Annotated in this window: 16 protein-coding genes; 11 read left to right on the forward strand and 5 right to left on the reverse strand. The window is 57.5% G+C overall.

The features are described 5' to 3' along the window. From HKL97_RS03555 to HKL97_RS03580, 6 genes are all read left to right on the forward strand, one after another. The coding region (locus HKL97_RS03555) for a TrbI/VirB10 family protein (RefSeq protein ID WP_291422725.1) at positions 1-318 on the forward strand (318 nt) is incomplete at its 5' end. Then, positions 308-1,348: a P-type DNA transfer ATPase VirB11 gene (virB11, locus tag HKL97_RS03560; RefSeq protein ID WP_291422726.1), complete on the forward strand. Its 1,041-nt coding sequence runs from the start codon at positions 308-310 to the stop codon at positions 1,346-1,348. The genes HKL97_RS03555 and virB11, both read left to right, overlap by 11 nt. A gap of 17 nt (positions 1,349-1,365) precedes the next feature. Next, positions 1,366-3,201: a type IV secretory system conjugative DNA transfer family protein gene (locus HKL97_RS03565; protein WP_291422727.1), complete on the forward strand. Its 1,836-nt coding sequence runs from the start codon at positions 1,366-1,368 to the stop codon at positions 3,199-3,201. A 12-nt stretch (positions 3,202-3,213) separates the two neighbouring features. After that, complete coding sequence (locus HKL97_RS03570) at positions 3,214-3,438, forward strand: hypothetical protein (protein WP_291422728.1); 225 nt, start codon at positions 3,214-3,216, stop codon at positions 3,436-3,438. Positions 3,439-3,458: 20 nt separating this feature from the next. Beyond that, positions 3,459-4,343 (forward strand): zeta toxin family protein, encoded by an 885-nt coding sequence (locus HKL97_RS03575; protein WP_291422729.1) that lies wholly within the window; start codon positions 3,459-3,461, stop codon positions 4,341-4,343. Further along, positions 4,331-4,996: a hypothetical protein gene (locus HKL97_RS03580; RefSeq protein WP_291422730.1), complete on the forward strand. Its 666-nt coding sequence runs from the start codon at positions 4,331-4,333 to the stop codon at positions 4,994-4,996. The genes HKL97_RS03575 and HKL97_RS03580 overlap by 13 nt, the downstream gene beginning before the upstream one ends. 375 nt (positions 4,997-5,371) lie before the next feature. Here the strand turns inward: HKL97_RS03580 and HKL97_RS03585 are convergent, their stop codons facing one another. From HKL97_RS03585 to HKL97_RS03595, 3 genes are all read right to left on the reverse strand, one after another. After that, positions 5,372-8,344 (reverse strand): hypothetical protein, encoded by a 2,973-nt coding sequence (locus HKL97_RS03585; RefSeq protein ID WP_291422731.1) that lies wholly within the window; start codon positions 8,342-8,344, stop codon positions 5,372-5,374. Then, a complete protein-coding gene (locus tag HKL97_RS03590; protein ID WP_408820657.1) occupies positions 8,341-8,622 on the reverse strand; it encodes a tyrosine-type recombinase/integrase in 282 nt (93 codons plus the stop codon). Before HKL97_RS03590 ends, HKL97_RS03585 begins: the two co-directional genes overlap by 4 nt. A gap of 103 nt (positions 8,623-8,725) precedes the next feature. After that, positions 8,726-9,154: a hypothetical protein gene (locus HKL97_RS03595; protein WP_291422733.1), complete on the reverse strand. Its 429-nt coding sequence runs from the start codon at positions 9,152-9,154 to the stop codon at positions 8,726-8,728. Positions 9,155-9,362: 208 nt separating this feature from the next. Here HKL97_RS03595 and HKL97_RS03600 point away from each other — a divergent pair, with 208 nt between their 5' ends. The 4 genes from HKL97_RS03600 (at position 9,363) to HKL97_RS03615 (ending at position 12,490) form a co-directional block, all read left to right on the forward strand. Continuing rightward, on the forward strand, positions 9,363-10,082 hold the full coding sequence (locus HKL97_RS03600) for a helix-turn-helix domain-containing protein (RefSeq protein WP_291422734.1): 720 nt from the start codon (positions 9,363-9,365) through the stop codon (positions 10,080-10,082). A gap of 19 nt (positions 10,083-10,101) precedes the next feature. After that, positions 10,102-10,770: a hypothetical protein gene (locus HKL97_RS03605; RefSeq protein ID WP_291422735.1), complete on the forward strand. Its 669-nt coding sequence runs from the start codon at positions 10,102-10,104 to the stop codon at positions 10,768-10,770. A gap of 155 nt (positions 10,771-10,925) precedes the next feature. After that, the gene (locus HKL97_RS03610; protein WP_291422736.1) at positions 10,926-11,972 is read left to right on the forward strand and encodes an HNH endonuclease; all 1,047 of its coding nucleotides are present in this window, start codon (positions 10,926-10,928) and stop codon (positions 11,970-11,972) included. Beyond that, positions 11,954-12,490: a hypothetical protein gene (locus tag HKL97_RS03615; RefSeq protein WP_291422737.1), complete on the forward strand. Its 537-nt coding sequence runs from the start codon at positions 11,954-11,956 to the stop codon at positions 12,488-12,490. The genes HKL97_RS03610 and HKL97_RS03615 overlap by 19 nt, the downstream gene beginning before the upstream one ends. A gap of 412 nt (positions 12,491-12,902) precedes the next feature. Here the strand turns inward: HKL97_RS03615 and mobF are convergent, their stop codons facing one another. Together mobF and HKL97_RS03625 are read right to left on the reverse strand one after the other, a co-directional pair. Next, positions 12,903-16,730 carry a MobF family relaxase gene (gene mobF / locus HKL97_RS03620; RefSeq protein WP_291422738.1) on the reverse strand — a complete coding sequence of 1,276 codons (3,828 nt, stop codon included), beginning with the start codon at positions 16,728-16,730 and terminating at the stop codon, positions 12,903-12,905. Further along, on the reverse strand, positions 16,660-16,992 hold the full coding sequence (locus HKL97_RS03625) for a hypothetical protein (RefSeq protein ID WP_291422739.1): 333 nt from the start codon (positions 16,990-16,992) through the stop codon (positions 16,660-16,662). Before HKL97_RS03625 ends, mobF begins: the two co-directional genes overlap by 71 nt. A gap of 252 nt (positions 16,993-17,244) precedes the next feature. Between HKL97_RS03625 and HKL97_RS03630 the strand changes: the two genes are divergently transcribed. Then, on the forward strand, positions 17,245-17,712 hold the full coding sequence (locus HKL97_RS03630; RefSeq protein WP_291422740.1) for a hypothetical protein: 468 nt from the start codon (positions 17,245-17,247) through the stop codon (positions 17,710-17,712). Positions 17,713-17,865: the final 153 nt, after the last annotated feature.

Raw genomic sequence — 17,865 nt, forward strand, 5'->3', positions numbered from 1 at the left:
CATCAACGGCGGTCTCAGGCCTCTCAGAAACCCTACATCCGCATGGGACTTTTGAATAGGCTTATGCCGGTTTTTTGTTCCGCTCAGCCGAACAGGCCTAATTCTTCCACGCAGCAAGCCGCCGCTGGGTTTGTCTATTCGGGCCAGAGCAATGGCCAACAGATCGCCAATACAGCCCTGGAAAACAGCATCAACATCGCTCCAACATTGAGCAAAAATCAGGGCGACACGGTTTCACTTATCGTCGCCCATGATCTTGATTTCTCAAATGTCTATAAACTTCAAGTTAACAATTCGGGGGGCGGTTATGGCGGGTGAGGCGGCGCTTCAACTCAATTATCTGATAAAACCCCTGGCTCCGTGGCTGGATGATCCTGCCACGGAGGAAGTTTGTATCAACCGCCCTGGCGAGTTGTTTGTTCGGCAAAAGGGCGTGTTCCGCCGCGAGGAAGTGGCATTCGATTATTTCGATTTGGAGGATATCGCCACACTGGCCGGCGCGCTACGGAAACAGGATGTCGGCGCGTGCAATCCGCTCTGCGCGACGGAACTGCCGGGCGGCGAGCGATTGCAAATTTGTATGCCGCCATCTGTTCCGGCTGGGACGCTTAGCATGACGATCCGCAAGCCGGGCAATTCGGTGTCGCCTTTGGCTGCTGTGTCGAACCGTTATGAAACCACCCGATGGAATCGCTGGGATGGCCGCAAAGAAGGCACGACGCGCGACTACGGCGAGCTGCTGGCGCTGTACGATTCAGGAAATCTGCAAGCCTTTCTGCAAAAAGCCGTGCAATCAAAATTGACGATTTTACTGTGCGGCGCGACGGGCTCCGGCAAAACCACAATGAGCAAAACCCTCATCGACGCCATTCCGGACCATGAGCGTCTTATCACCATCGAGGACACGCTGGAGCTGGTGATACGCCACTCGAACCACGTCCGGCTGCTCTACTCGAAAGACAATATCGGCCAGTCTCGCGTGACGGCTGAGATGCTGTTGCAAGCGTGCCTACGGATGAAGCCGGACCGTATCTTGCTGCAAGAGCTGCGTGATGATGCGGCATGGACCTATATCAATGAAGTCGTGAGCGGTCATCCTGGCAGCATCACGACGATACACGGAAAAACTGCCGAACAAGCCTTCAAGCGGCTGTTCACGCTCGTAAAAGGTAGCTCTCAAGGCGGCCAGTGGGATGATAAAACACTGGTTAGTTTTTTGTCGTCTGCCGTGGATTTAATTATCCCGTTCCATAATGAGGGGACGCTCTACCAAATTCAGGAAGTCTGGTTTGCGCCCGATGCCGCGCGCCGGGGAGAAAATGCCGGCGATTTGATGCTGGCTGCTTAAACAAGGGGAGTTTGACGATGAGTGTATCAATCTCGGACGCAACCGGCCAGGCTATCGTTAAAGCAGGCTTCGGGCTTATCATGGCGGGAATTGCCTGGACGGTCGTTGCCTCCATGGTTTTCTTATTTGGCACTGGTCTTCTGCATTATTTTCCTCACCCGTTCTATCAATGGTGGTTGTATTTTTTTAACTTCGACGGCAACCCGCGCGTCGCCCTCTGGCTTAAGATTGGCGCCGCGGCCGGAGCTGCGCCGCCTGTCGTCATGTTGTTCGCCGTCGTCGCGCGCGGTCAGCGCCTGACGGGCGCAAAGTTACGCCGCCCTCTGTTCGGCGGCCTGGTGCGCTCACCGCTGGCGGTGACGGATAATCATGGTCATGCTGAATGGTTGACCATGGAACGCGCAAAGCAGAGGTTTACTGGGCCGAACCCCGTATTCGGCGGGGTGGTGGTTGGCGAAGCCTACCGGGTCGATCAGGACAAGGTGGCGAAAATGCCTTTCTTGCCCGAGAACCAAAAAAGCTGGGGGCAGGGGGGTAAAGCCCCGCTTTTGATAGACCCGTGTCAAGAAGGCTCTACGCACTCCATGATGGTGATTGGCAGCGGCGGCTACAAAACGGCCTCCGCGATATCAACCCTCCTGTATTGGACGGGTTCTGCGGTGATTCTCGATCCCGCTGGCGAGATCGCGCCAATGTTGCGGGACGCGCGCGAAAAGATGGGGCATACCGTTTATGAGATTTCACCCGGCTCGGCTGTGGGTCTCAATGTCCTCGAATGGATTGATATAAATTCACCGCTGGCGTCCACAAATATTGAATCCATCGTGACATGGGTGTGTGGTGATCCGCCCAAAGACCTGCCCGGCAATGGCGGATTTTTCGACAAGTTTGGCCGGAACGTCGTACGTTGTCTAACGGCTCATATTCTGAGTGACCCAGCAACGCCGCCTGAACTTAAAACCCTGGCCTCGGTGCGCAATGCCATCGCGAAGCCGACGCCGGTTTTGCGCGCCGTCCTGAGCGGCATCTATGAAACCAGCCCTAACAAATACGCCCGCCAGCACGCCGGCACACTTTGCGGCCTGGTGGATCAGACATTCAGCGGCGTGATTGGCAGCGCCGCCGAGTTGACCGGCTGGCTGGCCAACGAGGCGTATGCCGACCTTGTTTCCAAGAGCACTTTCAAAACAAAGGATTTGCTTAACGGCAAGGTGACGGTTTTCCTCAAGATGCCGCTAAAGGTACTTGAAACGACGCCCGGCATTTCGCGCACCATCATCGGCGCGCTCCTGAACGCGGCATATGAGGCGGATGGCAATGTGGCGGGGCGGATACTTTATCTTCTCGATGAAGCCAAGCAACTCGGCTATATGAAGATCTTAGAGACCGCGCGTGATGCTGGCCGGAAATACGGAATCACGATGCAATTGCTCTATCAATCCACGGGGCAGATAGTCGATCAATGGGGCGAGCAAGGCAAACGCGCCTGGTATGACGGCGTTTCTTATCGCTGCTATGCCGCGGTGCAGGATTTGGATACCGCGACGGAATTGGAAAATAGCTGCGGAACGTATGGCGTCATCGCCAGTTCGGAAGGCGTGAATAGCGGCACATCGGGGAAGGGCTTTGAGACCGGCAACCGCTCGCGCGGTTCCACAACCAACTCGCACGAGATTTCCAGGCCCCTCACTCGCAAAGCAGAGTTGATGCACGATTGCCGGGACGATGAGATGTTTGTTCTCATTCGTGGCGCTCCGCCAATGCGCTGTGGCCGGCCGATTTATTTCCGGCGGCCGGAGATGGCAGCCAGGGTAGCTGCCAATCGATTTTTTAAACCGAGTCAACCAAAGTAAAGGAAACCCTCAATGTCTGAAATCGAATCGAACCTCGATAGAGCCGCGTCGTTCTATTGGATGAGTGTCGCGGCCAAGGCTGGCCCGGATTACGCTCTTGCTGTGAGCAATGCCAGCAATCTTGAACGGGATTCGCGGGCGGAAGCCCGCATTCCCGATAGCCCATGGCAGCCTACTCTGAACACGATGGAAGCGCCGCCTCTCGATGTGCTGAGGTCGCAACCTTTGGTGCCCTGATAACAGCAAAGGAACGCATTATGGCCGATACGAGCCCGCAAAAATCTTCAACCAGATTACCCAAGCCGAAAGCCGGAGCGCCCTTCACGCCCGGCTCAAGCGCCTTCAGGGGTAGGGAGGTTGATTTAACTGCCCTGGCCCCCAAGCAGGAGCCGGAACCCCTTATTGAGCAAGGTATCGATCTTAGCGGTAAGCCCAAAATCATCTTCGCGGCTGGTCGCGGCAAAACCGGCAAAACCACGCTACTTCGGTGGATCGCGGAAAAAACTGTCCAGAGCGGTGGTGAAACAATTCTAGCCGACATTGATCCAAGTAATGCCAGCTTCTCGCAATATTTTGAGGGTGTGGTGAGGCCCGAAACGGACAATCCGGCCGGCGTTACCCGTTGGTTGCAACAATTGATGGAGCATTGCGTTAAGAACAGACAATCTGCCATTGTTGATCTTGGCGGCGGCGATACGACACTGCGCACCCTGGCGAGCGAAATGCCGGAGCTGGCGTCACAAATCGAAGCGTCCGGCCTGGTGCCCGTCATGCTCTACATGCTCGGCACCCAAGCGGAGGATTTGATACCCGCACTGACGTTAACCTCACGCGGCTTTTCCGCAAAAGCCCAAGCGTTGGTCTTGAATGAGGTCGCGATTGATGCGGGGACGACGCGCAGAGAGGCGTTTGCGCGGATTACGACCCTGCCCGGTTTTGCGGAATTGGCAAGGTCGAGCGTTCAAGTATGGATGCCGCGGTTATTCGCAGCGGAGGCTGTCGAAATCCGCCGCTGCCTTTTTCACGACGCGCGTGACGGCCTCGTTTCACCGCCTCTCGGCATTTTTGATGCCGCGCGGGTGCGTGCCTGGATGGATACCATGGATCGGCGCTTTGACGGGATCGGTTCATGGATTCCGTAACCGCCCCCCCGCGCCATGAAATCTTGCGCCAGAAGATCGCGCTGGCACAGCAGAATTTACAGCAAGCCGCCGCTGCTGCGATCCTGAAAAATGATCCATTGGCCGATTACCTCAAGGCGGTGGCGTTTTCCTTTGACACGCAAGTCGATATTTATGAGGCGTTTGAAACCGCGCACCGGGAGATTACTCATGTTCTGAACGATGCCTCGGCGATCGTGCAAGAAACAGTGTCGAACGAAGCCCTTCCGCAACTGCACACTTCTTGTGCAGCGATTATCGACCAGCTAGGGCCGCAACTGGTCGCCACGGTCGAAAAAACCATGCAATACCGCCAAAAAACGCTTAGGTTGCGGACCATACTCGGCGGGACTGCGGCCTTGCTCGGGGTGGTGGCGGTTGGTGGATGCCTCACTTATGGCACGGGCTACACTGCGGGCCGGACTCAAGGCGAGATTATCGGCAATACGACGAATGCCGCCATGAGGTTCGGTCCGAACGCCGCCGCCGACTGGGCGTTGCTCATGGCCTATAACGATCCGGTCTCAGCACTCGCAGCCTGCAAAAAATCCATAGCCGCCGACGCAAACGGCCAGCATTACTGTTTGATGCCGGTCTGGACCGAACCCCCGCAACCTGCCAACTCCGGACGATAAGAGCGATGGCGATTACTGAAGTTAGGAGTGGCAAGCAGAACTTAGTTACGGGGTAACTCTAAGCGCCTTATTATCACCGTTGTTATTGGTGGGGGAGCTGGCATTTATGCCGCCAGTCACGCATGGCTTCCGCATTTTGTTGATTTTTATTGACGTCGGCATCACCGTGGGTTTTTTTATCTGGCTCATCAAACGCCGCGAGGGCAGGGTTATTTTTAAACGGATATCCATGACTCAATAAGCAAAAGTCGCAAATTCTTGAGGGAATTCAATAGTTAGTATTAATCGCAGAATGTTAATTATGGAAAGTACGATTGCCTAATCTAGGCATGGTACTTATGCTGGAGGACTTGATGACCCGAAGTAACGGCGGGCCTACAAGCAGATCGTCCCGGCCACTTCGGCCGCATTACCCCGCGCCAAGGGATCAGGATGGGGGATATCGTCCGCTGAATGCTGATAGCGCTCATCCAATAAGCGCTTCATTGCATCGAAATCTGGGGTAGGCCGGTGAGACACGAGACCCCACGTCTTAAAGACAGCCGGGATACCCAGCTTCAACTGCATCCGGATTCTTTGCTCCGTCAGTAAGCCAAGATCAAAGTGCGGGTCGTCCTCCCGCTCTTCCCGGAAGGCGCGATCCATCATTGCCCGCGAATCACCCGTAGGGGAAATTGGGCGGCCAAGTTTCGTCTCAACCTGCCATTGTACCACAATGGTGAGCAGCGCGTTTAGAATCTGCCAGTCAAGACATCCCTCTGCTCTCAGGCGCAAGAGCAGGTGGCGACAACTCTTGTCCTTGATGACCCGTGGCAACGTCAGACGCAGGCCGCGTGTGGTTGTCTCATAGCGGTTCTGTAGGTATTTTTCAGCTAGGGAGCGGCTGTAACCAGGTCCTGGACCAGTCCGCCAACAGAGTTCGGCCGCCTCAATTGGCTGAAAATTGGTGTGAAGGGCGGGTCGCGTCACTGATGCCAGCTCAGCAAAGGCGGGATTGTCTGGTTGCGCAAGCTTCATCAACTCACGCAAGGGCCGCACGGAAAACACGCGCGCGGGGAGACCGCGCTCTATTCTTTTCTCAATCAGCTCACCTAACTTTGGCACCGAGAGCGCGGTAGTCTGACCCAGCACCATCAGAACCACGCCCACCAAGTAGGCTTCATATTCTTGACTCGGTGTGTCTGGCGTTGCCTTCGGCATGGTGACCTTCCACCCCAGCTTGCCGTTATCCGGCAGTTGAACGCAGATCGGCGCTGTCCCGTCGTTTAGCTCAACGTCAATCACCACGCTTGACGGAATGATCAAGAGATCAACGTCGGCAAACTCGACCTGTACAATTTGAACTGCGGCCGCCAGTTCGAGCGCGGCAAGCCAAGTGTCTCTGTCATTCACGCAACGTACGGTCCAAAGGACACCGAAAGAGGACCAGGCCATAGACCTCTCTGCGCCTATATCGCCAAATGGATGCTGCCCCAACTCAGTGGCGATCTTCCCCTCGATCTCATCGGCCGTCATGCTAGACCAGGGTGGCTCATCAGACATGACACGAAAGGTGTTTTGTTCTGATTTCGGCAGTGGCCAAGCCGCGATCCCGTCGTCGATCAGGGGAATCATTCGTGGCGCAATGTGACTGGCAATCGCACGTAGAACTACAGCATGGGCGAACGATCTTTGCACCTGGGGATGCTTGGTCCAGTCATGTGGATTGCTCGCAACCCCATGGTGAGCTGCCAATGCGAAACTCAGGCTGTGAACGTACGTTATTCCCTCACCGGCAACGTAAAAGGTATCAGCAACACGGAAGGCCGCTTCTCCTACTAACCGTGAGGTACGCTCGTTATCGACGTGCAAGGCGGTGAAGAGTGCGCCGGCCGCATAGTAGCGGGCTGCCATATGTAGCCCAAGGTCTTCGTAGGATTGGCTGAGCAACAGCATCGAGAGAATCGACCCCTCGATGGCCTCGCCGGTGAACCAGTCGGCTTTCGCGTGGTGAAGTTCGTCAATAGCAGCCATGCACCGACCGGCAGCAAGATAATTGACCGCGCGGCGCCGTGCACGATCGGCGGCAGCCCCTTTTCCAGCGCGCTGTGCAACCAGTGCATCAACCTGACTGATGAGGGAGCGGAGCTGCTCGTTGGGTTCGACCAGGGTGGCGGTGGCCTCAAAAATATCCGCGATGTGGGTAATCGGGAAAAGCGGCGTTTCCCGCACTATATCGACTGTGGCCTGCCAGCGATCAAAGAAGCGATTTAGACCGTCTTTTGGGGCGAGGTCAGTTTCACGCGGAAGAAAGGCCGTGAGTGCCTGGGCTTCGAGCAACAGACAGCGGTCGCCACGCGACGGGTTGGCAGCTAAAGCATCTGCGAGCACCTCATCATTTCGTTTAAGCCATTCAGCCAACTTTTCGGGTGAAGCCGAGCTTTGCTTATGCTCCCTGGAACCCCATGCGTAGACCGTAAGAACCGCGGCGTCGAGCAGCTCGGCAGCGGGACGATCGTTCGATGCCGTCGCGAGGAAGGTCTCGACAAGTGCCATCGCGGGGTCAAGGGAACCACGGCCTCGGAGTTCCGCGACCGAGATTTCATAGCGGGCTTTCTGTATCAAGCGATCCGGAAGGCCGACGGCGAGGAAGCGCCGCATCGCCTCTATCCATCTACCGAGGTCGCGCTTAGCGTCATCCTCAAAAGTTGCGGCTCGCAGACCGCGCTTAATCTCAATGAAATCCGCGTAGTTCTCCGGCGTCTGGTTCTGTGTCAGCCAACGATCACGCGAGGAAGTGTAGTGCTCGTCCAGCGACGTGGTCGGCCACAAATCTGATGGTATATCCAGATATTTATCCGCAATCCAGCTTGTATCCCGATCAGCAAGCATATCGGCAATCGCTTGCCCGTCGAAAATGTCGAGCACAGCTCCGTGGTTATCTTGGCAGTACTTTTTCAGGATGTGTCGCTTTGCAACCGGCAGGTCTGGCTCGCAGAAGTAAGCTATATGGGTTGGCCGTTCGCCCGATGCAAAAATGGTTCGCAGGTCCGATTTGATTTTACGTACGATCTTTTTGTCGAGTGTGCATGCTCCGGCAATGATTCCCTCAGTAGCCAGAGCGGCAAATGATGAATTAGCGAGTGGTGATTTGGCGAGATAAGTGCGGTAGCTCTCGAAATCTCTCCCTTGATCGCCTCCAGACTGGACAGGACCAGTGGCAGGCAAAAGGTTTGAAGCAACCCGCACGCGCGCGAGATCAAACGCCAGATGCTCAAAATCATGCGCGGCATTTTGGGCCGATAGTTGAGCAAGCTGAAATCTAATGTAAGGCCTTAAGTCCGTGCGCTTGCCCGGCGCTTTGCTCACAACCTGATCCTTTCCACTTCGTCCTGTGTCAACCGTTCCTTAGTCCGATCATAGAGCTTGGTCGTTCGTGGACACTCATGCGCCGCCATTTCCTGCGCGTGTTCCAACGCACCACCGTTGGAAAGATACGCCGTGCTCCCTGTCGCACGAAAGCTGTGGTTGCCGATCGACGCGTTGATACCAACAGCAACAGCACGCCGGCGGATCATGCGCCATAGGCCCGCCGGGTGTTCGGGTAGCGGATGTTGGCGGTGAAAAATTCGATCTAGCGCCAGCACGCTTGCTCGCCGGCGGCGGCAATCATCACCGGCACCAGACGGGTGTCGGGCATCGGCGTCAAAGCGCCGGGCTGGATGATCTCGGGAATCTGGTCGGGAAGCGTCATGTTTCAACCGCTCCCGGCAGCAACCGGCTGATGTCCACCCGATCCCAAACATACAATAGCGCTTCGACATGCGCATCGCCCCGGACAATAGCGGCGGCGATGCGGTGATTTCCGTTCATAACTCCAATTTCGCTCCCGTCGGGCTGCCGCTGTAGATCGAGTTGGATGCTATGCTTGTCATTGGGAAGCCCGCTCTCCACGAAATGGGCGACGCGGCGGATATGAAAGTCGCGGCCAGATGGTCCTTGTAGGTTGGCGCTGGCGCTATCCCAGGCCTCGGTCTCAAATTGCCGGGCGGCAACCGCCGTCCGGATTTCGGCTTCGGTAATGGCGTCGCAGCCCCAAAGCCGCCCCTTAAGAGGATCGACGTGCTTTTGGAGTCCTATAACTGGAACCCGGTATCGTTTGATCTTCAATGTCTGCACACCCCTTTCCTACCGTGTATCTAACGCATGATAAAGGACGTTATCATGCGTGATTGGGCGAAAACCTTCGCTCGGATCGATAAGCCGCAACCCATAAACAGCCTGTGCGGCTGGCATACAATTGGGTTATCGCTATGCTGTCGTGCGGCTGTCGTGTTGCGCCAGCCCCGCGGCCCGCATGGTCAGAGCAGCAACAGGAGCTTGACCCATGACCACTGCCACCGCAGAGCCAAACCAAACGGCCGAAGGCGGCCCGCGCCACCTTACGCCGGAAGAAATCGGCTGGATGGTGAAGGCCTTCCGCACCGCCCATGGCTGGACGCAAGAGACTCTGGCCGAGCTGTCTGGCCTGCAAACCCGCACCATCCAGCGCGTCGAGCAGGGCCAGCCGAGCAGCACCGACACGCGCCGCGCCATCGGGCGCGCCTTAAAATTCGACGACCTCGACTTTTTCAACACTCTGAAAGGCCCTCCCACGGGCGAAGAGATGCAGAAGCAGCGGGAAGCGTTTGACCGCGAACACCTCCTCCTTGATGCCCGCGTTGTGGATGGACGTCAGCTCCTCGCATTGATGCAGGACGGCCCCGGCTTCGGGGCAATTTGCGCTATGAGCGTGGCCGATTTGCCGCGCTCGGCGCAGGAAGCGTTTGCGGGCATCGTAGATTTCGTGCGCGACTGCATGGACATCTTCGACGTTGCTCCGCAGTCGGAACTCCTCGGCTACGGCGACACGCTGGACGGAAGCATTGCCGAGCTGAAGGCGGCGGGCTTCTGCCTGTGCGCGGCCTTCCGGGATACGAAGCTCACCAACGACAGTTGGGCCGAAAAGATGCCCCTGCCCTGCCGCATCACCTACCTGCTGGCCGCTTCGAAAGACAAGCCTCCGGCAAAGGTCGCGGTCGCACGCAAGGTGTCCGGCGGATTTTGAGCGACCAGGAGCCGCAGCGATGAACATGGGCTGGCCTTCCTACCTGACCGTATACAAGCTATTCACCGATTGGGGGAGCTTGATAGGAGGCGTGTTCGCGCTCATCGCCGGAGCCGTGGCCTACATTGCAGGAACCTTGCAGGCCAAAGCCACGCGCCAGGCAGCGCAGATGCAGGTGGAGGCGATGCGACGCAGCGAGGAGCGTGAGGTTGACGCATTGCGGAAGTCGCTTGCCACCGAGATGCGCCAGCTCGTCGGGCGCTCCCTTGGCGCACACACATCGCTCAGAAACCTTGCGACGAAGACGAACGGCCCGATTACGGCGCGCATGGTGGATAGCTCCTCCCGCGTTCCTGCCGCCGTCATCTATCCTGGCAGCGCTCCCAAAATCGGTTTGCTAGACGGCAGCGACGCGATGGACGTGGTGATAGTCTACAACACGATAGAAATTGCGCGCGAGGGCGCAGCGGAGATTCTGCGCAGTCGGACGCCAGACGATATCACACCGCTAAATGTCGCAGCAGTCGCATCCGCGTTCCTGGAAGCCTGCAAATACGCCCGTGGAGTCCTGCCAAAGCTGAAGACGGGTGTTGCGCTCCATGACGATAAAGACAGAGGGCTCATCGCCATGATTGACGAGGCTGCATCTGCATGGGAGGTGACTATGAAGAGCTGGCCGAAATCCTAATGAGGCAGAAGCCGCACTATCGCTCAATCCCCACCTGCATAGTCTAGCCGTAGGTGCTAATATGGGCATAACGGAGCCATATCGGTACGCCGGCCAGTACACTATAATGCCTCGCGCGAGGCTGCTTCAGCGGATTTATGGGTGATTGAGAACCAATGCTGTGCATTTTTTGCTCTGAAGAACGGCCCCCCAGCCTTGAGCATGTGTTTCCGCTCGCGATTGGCGGCACTATCACGACGGACAGAGTTTGCGAGCCGTGCAACTCGATGCTGGGAACCCGCGTTGATGCAGCTCTCAGCGATTTTTTTCCTATCCGAACACGCCGGGCACAGCTTCGCTTGGCTGGTAACAGCGGCAACCCGCCCGTACTACACGAAATTTTCCTCGGTCAGGTGAAGCTCATCGGTCAAACCGCAGACCGAGCCCAAACGACTTTTAATACAGCTACGGGAAAGCTGGACACCAGACAGCTTTACCACGCGACCGAGATTGTCACACCGGACGGCAAAAAGACGCGCCAGATAACTGTCGACGAACGAGACAAAGATCAGATTCCTATAATTATTCAGCGGGAACGGAAGCGGCACGGCTTGCCACCGTTATCTGATGAACAGCTTTCAATTGAATCCAAAAATTACACGGTAAATTCCATCGACAGCCCATTAGTGCAGGTGTCACTTAGTGTAAGCTTCGCGTACCTCCGGCACGCAATGATGAAGATCGCCTACGAACTTGCATTCCTATGGCTAGGTGAATCCTATCTTGCAGACCCACTAGCTGCCGATCTGCGCGCCGCCATTTGCAAATCGGACTTGGCATCGACTGATAATTTGCCTGGGTACGTCGGCGAAGCGGAAAATTGTCCGCCCTTTACTAATTTCTGGACACCACACCAAGAACGTCATCTTGCATACGCCCAAATTGTCGGCGGTACCCTCATAATTGCCGTCCGTGTTTTTGATATATATGCGGCCGCTATAGTTGTCAGCAAAGAACCTGGTCGATATTTTCGGCGCCCCACGGATTCAGTGAAACTTCGATATCTTGCTATTGATGCCGTAAGCGGAAAAACTATCGACACAACCTTTGAAGAAGAATCGAAACGGCTCTTGGAAGCAATGAGACAGTATCAGCGCCGTCCGCCCTTCACAGACCCACTTTCGTCATCCGAGCCAGAGGCAAGATGTCAGAGCAATCCATAATAATGGCTATGTTTTTAGAGCCGTTCAAAACTGCCGCTGCGGATGGGGCAGTTGTGGAATTAAAATTGCGGATGCTCGCGGGTAAAGTGCCCGCGCTACAAAAATATGCCCATAAGAAGAATCTTGAAAATATCGAAGATGACCTAGCCGCGCACTTTTCCCTCTCGGCCGAAGATCAGGAGACGCTTCAATTGTGCCGCCAGCTCCGCAATAAAATACTGCACAGTGATTTCCGCGCAGCACGAAGGAAGCTAAACGAGCTAGGAGCCGAAACGACTCCTGGTGGGGTAAAAAAAGTTGACCTTCCTACCGTTACCGTGGCTGCGCTAGCTGACAAAATTCGCGGTGTTCAAGCAGGCACTGAGGGGGTGACTGTTGCTGATGCTTCCTCGGAAGATGGCGGCGTGTTGGGTTGGTTTATGGAAGCTGCAACCGCTGGCGATTTCCAGAAGGCGAGCAGCGCCTTCAAGGGAGCGGCGGCGATAGTCGATAGGCTAGCTGCCCTCGATAACAGTTAAAAAAGGGGTGCCCTGCGACTTGTTTGGGTTTGGTGATAATCTAGCAAACACACTCTTTGAGGAACCCCACATGCTAATCAGATCAATCCCCTGCCCTACTTGTCGCAATGATGTCGAGCCGTGCCCAGGGCAAATAAATTCAAAAAGTAGGCCGGAAATTTTGATGCCGTGTGGGGCACTGTATTGCCCCGACTGCAAAAAATTTCTTGGTGGGAAAACAAATTGCGGCCTGAACCTGGAAGCGATCAGTTGCCCAGCCCAAAACCCATAACAGCGCGAACATCGTCCTGTGCCTGTGGGGTCTCGTCGGCGCGGCCGGTGCAGTGGCGAAACTCCACTTGAGTCAGCCTTATCAAAGGGTTACAACTTCCGAAAGATCTGGGCGAAAGTGAGTTTTCTTCTTTATCTCCACTCAATGTGCCAAACCCTGATGTTTTGAGAGATTTTGGGCCTGGTCTTGTTCCGGCTGTGACGCACCCTTCGCCGCCACACTCTCCCAATACTGTTCTACCGTCTGCCGTTTGGTCTGGCGCCGGGCCATGGCCGCAATCCGCTCGGCGAGAGCCGTGCCGGATCGAGCTATATGAGCGACGGTTTCACCATAGCGCCGCAACTGCGCTGACAAGCCGGGCAACCGGCTTTCAAGAGCGCGGGTCAGACGCCGGTTCGCAAAGCGCTCCGGCAGACTGGTCGGTGCTTCCTGGGCTACGACACGCGCCTGTATTTTTTGGTGCGATTGCTGCACACTCTGAATCGTCCCCCGCCGCACATTCGCCGCGCGGGCTACAAAATCGACGGATGACCCCTTCTCCGGCTGCCGCGCTAGGTTGCGCTTCATATTATCCAGAACATCGCCGAGCGAAACTTCACGCCTGTCGCCCAGCGGTCGCCGTCCAGCGATCTCCGAGCGCTCAGCACCCTCTGAGGTGACGATAAAACTCTGCTCCCGGTGCCGGCTGCCCGACGTGTACGCCCCAAATGCAGAAACCAGCCGTGAGCCACTCGGCATGGCATGAATATGCTCGGTCACGGTGGACCCTTGCGCCGTGTTGGTCGTCAGCGCCTCACCATAAGCAAGCCGGACCTGGCCGCTGGTTTCGCCCTTGAGCGTCGTCCACGCGACAAAGCCCATTTTTCCAGACGGGTTGCGCATCATCAAGCCGTCTTCATGGATCGCGGTGATTTCGAGCACCGTGCCGTTCCGGCCGATATTGCCGACGGTGTCGGTTTCGGTGAATTTGGCGTTGGTCCGGGCAAACAAACGTACCCGATCGCCTTCAGCCAAAGGCAGATTGTAGCTCCGTACCCCCTCCCCGTCCGTGGCTTGCACGGTGATCTTATCGGCGCCGATCTGTCCTATCGTACGCCGGCGTTCGCGGATCGCCACGCTGATGTCATGCGCTTCGGTGTTGGTCGGAGCGCTTACGGTAATGGTGAAATCCGGCCGGCCGCGATGCTCATCACGCCGTTGTTGCCAAAGTGTGGCGACATGCGCGATGGCTTCCCGGTAGCCACCAGGGGCGATATGCAGAGTGTCATTAGCCGCCTTACGATCCAGCGCTTCAGCCGTCTGCCCATTGCGGAACATCAGCGTGGTTTCGCGTTCCTCCGCCCCCTTCTGCCTCACGGAACCCCCCAGCTCCGGCACGTTCTCCGCCCCAAGGGCGCGGCGCAACAGGTCAATCACGGGACCGGCCTCAACGGCCTGCATCTGTTTCGGGTCGCCGATCATCACAAGCTGAAATTTTTTCTCCTTCTGGACCGCCAGAATGTCATTGAGCTGGCGCGTGCCAAGCAATCCAACCTCGTCCACCACGACAACCGAGTTTCGGGTAAGCTGTATGGTCTTGGCTTCAATTCCCTTCAGAAACGACGCCACGGCTCGGATGTTTCCTTTGCCGATCCCTGCCTCAGCCAGGTCATCGGATTGCCGCCAGGCCAGGGCCATCCCGTAAACCACCCTCCCCTCCTCCTGCCAGGCCCGGACCAGCGGTTTGAGCAAGGTGCTTTTGCCGGAACCGGCAACGCCGATGGCAAGCCCGATGCGGCCGCCAGTACCCAGCTTGTCGATGATCGCGCGCTGCGCCTGGCCATGTTCGTTCTTGAAATTCAGATCGGGGAACGCCCGAACCGCGGTCTCGATCTTCGCCGGGGGAAGTGCTGCGCTTTTGTCCCGCCCCCCTGCCCTCGCCGTCGCAATCAGAATCGTTTCCTCACGCTCCTCCAGCGTGGTGGTAATCGAGATTTTTTCTTTGCCCTGGGTGCCGGCGACACTGCCCCAAACCAAGGCCGCATTCTCGCCCCGCCGGTTGATCCCGCGCTCACGGAACGCACGGGTGATGGTGCTCACATCCTCGGGCGATTCGATGCCCGCGATAATCAATCCTTTCGCGGCGGTGACTCGGGCATCGGCGCCATCAATCACCGCGCGCCGGTCAAAATGCTTTTCCAGCAAGGGCAATGCCGCCCGGTAAGCCGTCTCCAGGCGTTCCTCGCGGCTGAGTTCCGCTTGAATGGCATCCGGCCGCAATACGCTGCGGTGTTCATAGCCGATGGTCTCGGCCATTTTACGCCACGCCGCGATATCACTCACATCGTCGGATTTGGCGCCGCGCGGGTCCTGCACTCCGGATTTGAGCAGAAAGATTTTGCGTTCCGGGCTCAGACTATCCCAATCCACACCCTGGCTTTGTGCATAGGCGCGGGCGGCCTCGGTGCCGCCCAAGGTGCGCTTGCTGAATTGCGCCACCACGCTTTCGGGTACCGCCGCAAGCCGTGACATTTCGGTACGGTGATCGAGCGCCACCTCAACGCCATGTTTGCGGACATTTTTCGCGAGATAGGCGTGATAGAGCGCGCCCCATTCGTGAATCCGGCCTTCGAGCTGGGCGAGATCCAGCCCGCCTACCCTTCCGCTCTGCGTCTCAACCGCATTCATCACCGCGGCATGGGTGTGAATCTGCATGTCGCCCGGCACACGCCCTTTCGTGCCGGTGAGCGTGTGCAGTTCGGTCATGGGGCGGCCATGCTCGTCCTCTCGGATCACTTCGACGGTCGGCCGCGCCGAGTAATGGTCGAACGTGACGTAGCCAATGGAACCCGGCTCAAACCCGTTTTTGCCGCCATGCCCTAATCGCGCTCGGCCGATTTCCGTTTCAATCGCTAAAAGTGTGCTGTGAACCGCGTCGGTATGCGCCTGGTGCAACATCGCGCGCTCGGCCTGTGTGGGTGCCAGTGCCCAGGCAACGGAGAGCGATTTCGGCGCTGAAAAGGTGAGGTCGATATAGCCGATCCTGGATTTGCTCGCCTCGATTCCGGCTCGGTACTCCCGGTCAGACAATTCACTTCCGTCGGTCTTGCGGCCCGAGAGAATGTTTTCCCGTTCCACCGGCGAGAGGTCTTTCGATTTTGCCCCCATGGCGGCGATAAAGCGGATGACCGCCCTGCCCGCCTGGTCCTTGGCCAGTGGTTCACCGTCGGCCGTCTGGCCGGCAAGCACGCGCTCCAGCTCCGGCCTTGTCGGCCTGCTTGCCGCATCGAGACCGAACAATTCACCCAGAGAGAGCGTTGCGGACTGTTTTTCTTTACCCTCGATGTCCTTTCCATCGGCCCGTTGCCCATTGAGCAGAAAGGCAACCTCCTTGGCTGTGAGCCCGCGGTTCGGGTCGATGCCCAACCGGTTCGCCAGCGCCGGATTCATATCGCGGCGTGGTGTCGCGGTCGCACTGCTATGATCGCGCTCGGTGATCGCGGCCTGGATAGCAGCATCCATGCGCTCGGCCGGCATCTCGCCCGTAAGCCTGGCCAAACTGGCAAGCGCCTCGTCGTAAGGAATCATCCCGGCAGCCGTGAACGCGGCCAAGGCGCGCAAGTGCAATTCGTCACCCTCGATCGCCCTACCGTCATGCCCCAGCGCGCTCTCGCCCAGTCGCGCGGCTTCCGTATTCACCAGCTCGTCCAACGCCGCGCCTGGGCGCAACTGTCCGTCCACCGTATGCCGAAAATAGCGGCTGGCCGCTGCCGTCGCCGCAGTTGGCGGCGCCACGCCCTGCTCATAATAATCCGCCATCACCGCCATCTCCGGCGTCAATGTTTGCTGCAACAAGTGCTCGGCCATATTCCGCGCCCCGCGCCCGCTGCCTGCTGAACCGGTGCGGTAGGTCAGCATCTCAGGGTGACGCCGGAGCTGCGGGTGCGCTCCCCTGCCCCGCTCCTTCCGCGAAAGCGGCGCCGATGGCATCCGGCAATCCGTCAAATTTCTGGGCCAGGATTTCGACCCCTGCCCCCATCCGAACCACGGCTTCGGTTAGCTCGTCCAGGCTGGTGATAACGGGCGATGCCCCCGGTTCGTCACGGGCCGCGTCCACCAGCTCGTGCAGCAAATTGGTCTGCTGTTGCAACGTATCGAGCACCAGGCCAAGCGCGGTGACGATGGCTGTCTGGCCAGCCTCCAAGGCCGCAAGACGGCTGGAATCAGGGGCGGGCGACTTGTCTGCGGGCATCGGCTGCTCCAGCTTTGCGGGCCACTCGGGCGGCGATTTTCGCTATCCTATCCTCGGCGGCGGAGCGCCGCAACAAGTACCCGCTAGGGTGCCTTGGTCTGCTACAAAAGCTAAACTCAAAAATCCCGCTCACTGCAAGATTAGACGCTACTAAAAGCGCCTCGAAACAAGCATCTATTTACGCTACGGAATGCGCTACTAAACCTACAAAATAACTTGACCAAAAGAACCAATCTGGAGCCTGATAGCACCATGGTCGGCAAACGCATTCCTCCTGACAATGAAATCGAAGCCCTCGCGGCGATGTTGCGCCCGCTGGTTAAGCGCGGCGAAACAATCCGCCCGTTCCTCCGGCGCAATCAAACCCGGTTGCGGGAAATCGTGGATGAGGAATCCTGGGCCAGTTTGGCGCTCGTCCTGACAAAACTCGGCATGACCTACAGCACGGGCCGGGCCTGGACCGCGCACACCATCCGGGTTGAAATGACGCGCGCCATCGCCCCTCGCAAAAGGGAGCGCGATCAGCAAAAAACTGCCACAGTCGAACCTCACGCGCCTTTGCTGTCCGCGCCCCAAGCGGCGCCTCATGCGGCTTCACCTTCGCAAACGCCACCCGATTCCGGGCCACAATTCAAGCCCGCCTCCCCCCTCCCGCGCCCGTGCCAGCGCCTCATCCACTCGCGGCAAACCCAGCACCGAAATTCAAAGCCTTTTCGGTAAAGCCCAACGCACCACCCCAGGAACCAACCCCGGCTGAACTTCAAGAGCGTGAGGAAATTCAAAAACGCTTCTTCCCATCATAATGATCCATTCTTTTCCGATGAAATCGGCAAAGCCGTTATTTTATGTGCAGGATAGGCGGCTGGTGATACT

Origin of the sequence: Acidocella sp., assembly GCF_013044125.1 — a bacterium.
Classification (GTDB): Bacteria; Pseudomonadota; Alphaproteobacteria; order Acetobacterales; family Acetobacteraceae; genus Acidocella.

Bases quoted from the DNA above. Each gene is read 5' to 3' on its own strand.
- HKL97_RS03625 (WP_291422739.1), bottom strand. From the start codon at position 16,992: ATGCCCGCAGACAAGTCGCCCGCCCCTGATTCCAGCCGTCTTGCGGCC.
- HKL97_RS03630 (WP_291422740.1), top strand. From the start codon at position 17,245: ATGGTCGGCAAACGCATTCCTCCTGACAATGAAATCGAAGCCCTCGCG.
- mobF (WP_291422738.1), bottom strand. From the start codon at position 16,730: ATGCCATCGGCGCCGCTTTCGCGGAAGGAGCGGGGCAGGGGAGCGCAC.
- HKL97_RS03605 (WP_291422735.1), top strand. From the start codon at position 10,102: ATGAACATGGGCTGGCCTTCCTACCTGACCGTATACAAGCTATTCACC.
- HKL97_RS03570 (WP_291422728.1), top strand. From the start codon at position 3,214: ATGTCTGAAATCGAATCGAACCTCGATAGAGCCGCGTCGTTCTATTGG.
- HKL97_RS03580 (WP_291422730.1), top strand. From the start codon at position 4,331: ATGGATTCCGTAACCGCCCCCCCGCGCCATGAAATCTTGCGCCAGAAG.
- HKL97_RS03610 (WP_291422736.1), top strand. From the start codon at position 10,926: ATGCTGTGCATTTTTTGCTCTGAAGAACGGCCCCCCAGCCTTGAGCAT.
- HKL97_RS03575 (WP_291422729.1), top strand. From the start codon at position 3,459: ATGGCCGATACGAGCCCGCAAAAATCTTCAACCAGATTACCCAAGCCG.
- HKL97_RS03565 (WP_291422727.1), top strand. From the start codon at position 1,366: ATGAGTGTATCAATCTCGGACGCAACCGGCCAGGCTATCGTTAAAGCA.
- HKL97_RS03600 (WP_291422734.1), top strand. From the start codon at position 9,363: ATGACCACTGCCACCGCAGAGCCAAACCAAACGGCCGAAGGCGGCCCG.
- HKL97_RS03615 (WP_291422737.1), top strand. From the start codon at position 11,954: ATGTCAGAGCAATCCATAATAATGGCTATGTTTTTAGAGCCGTTCAAA.
- virB11 (WP_291422726.1), top strand. From the start codon at position 308: ATGGCGGGTGAGGCGGCGCTTCAACTCAATTATCTGATAAAACCCCTG.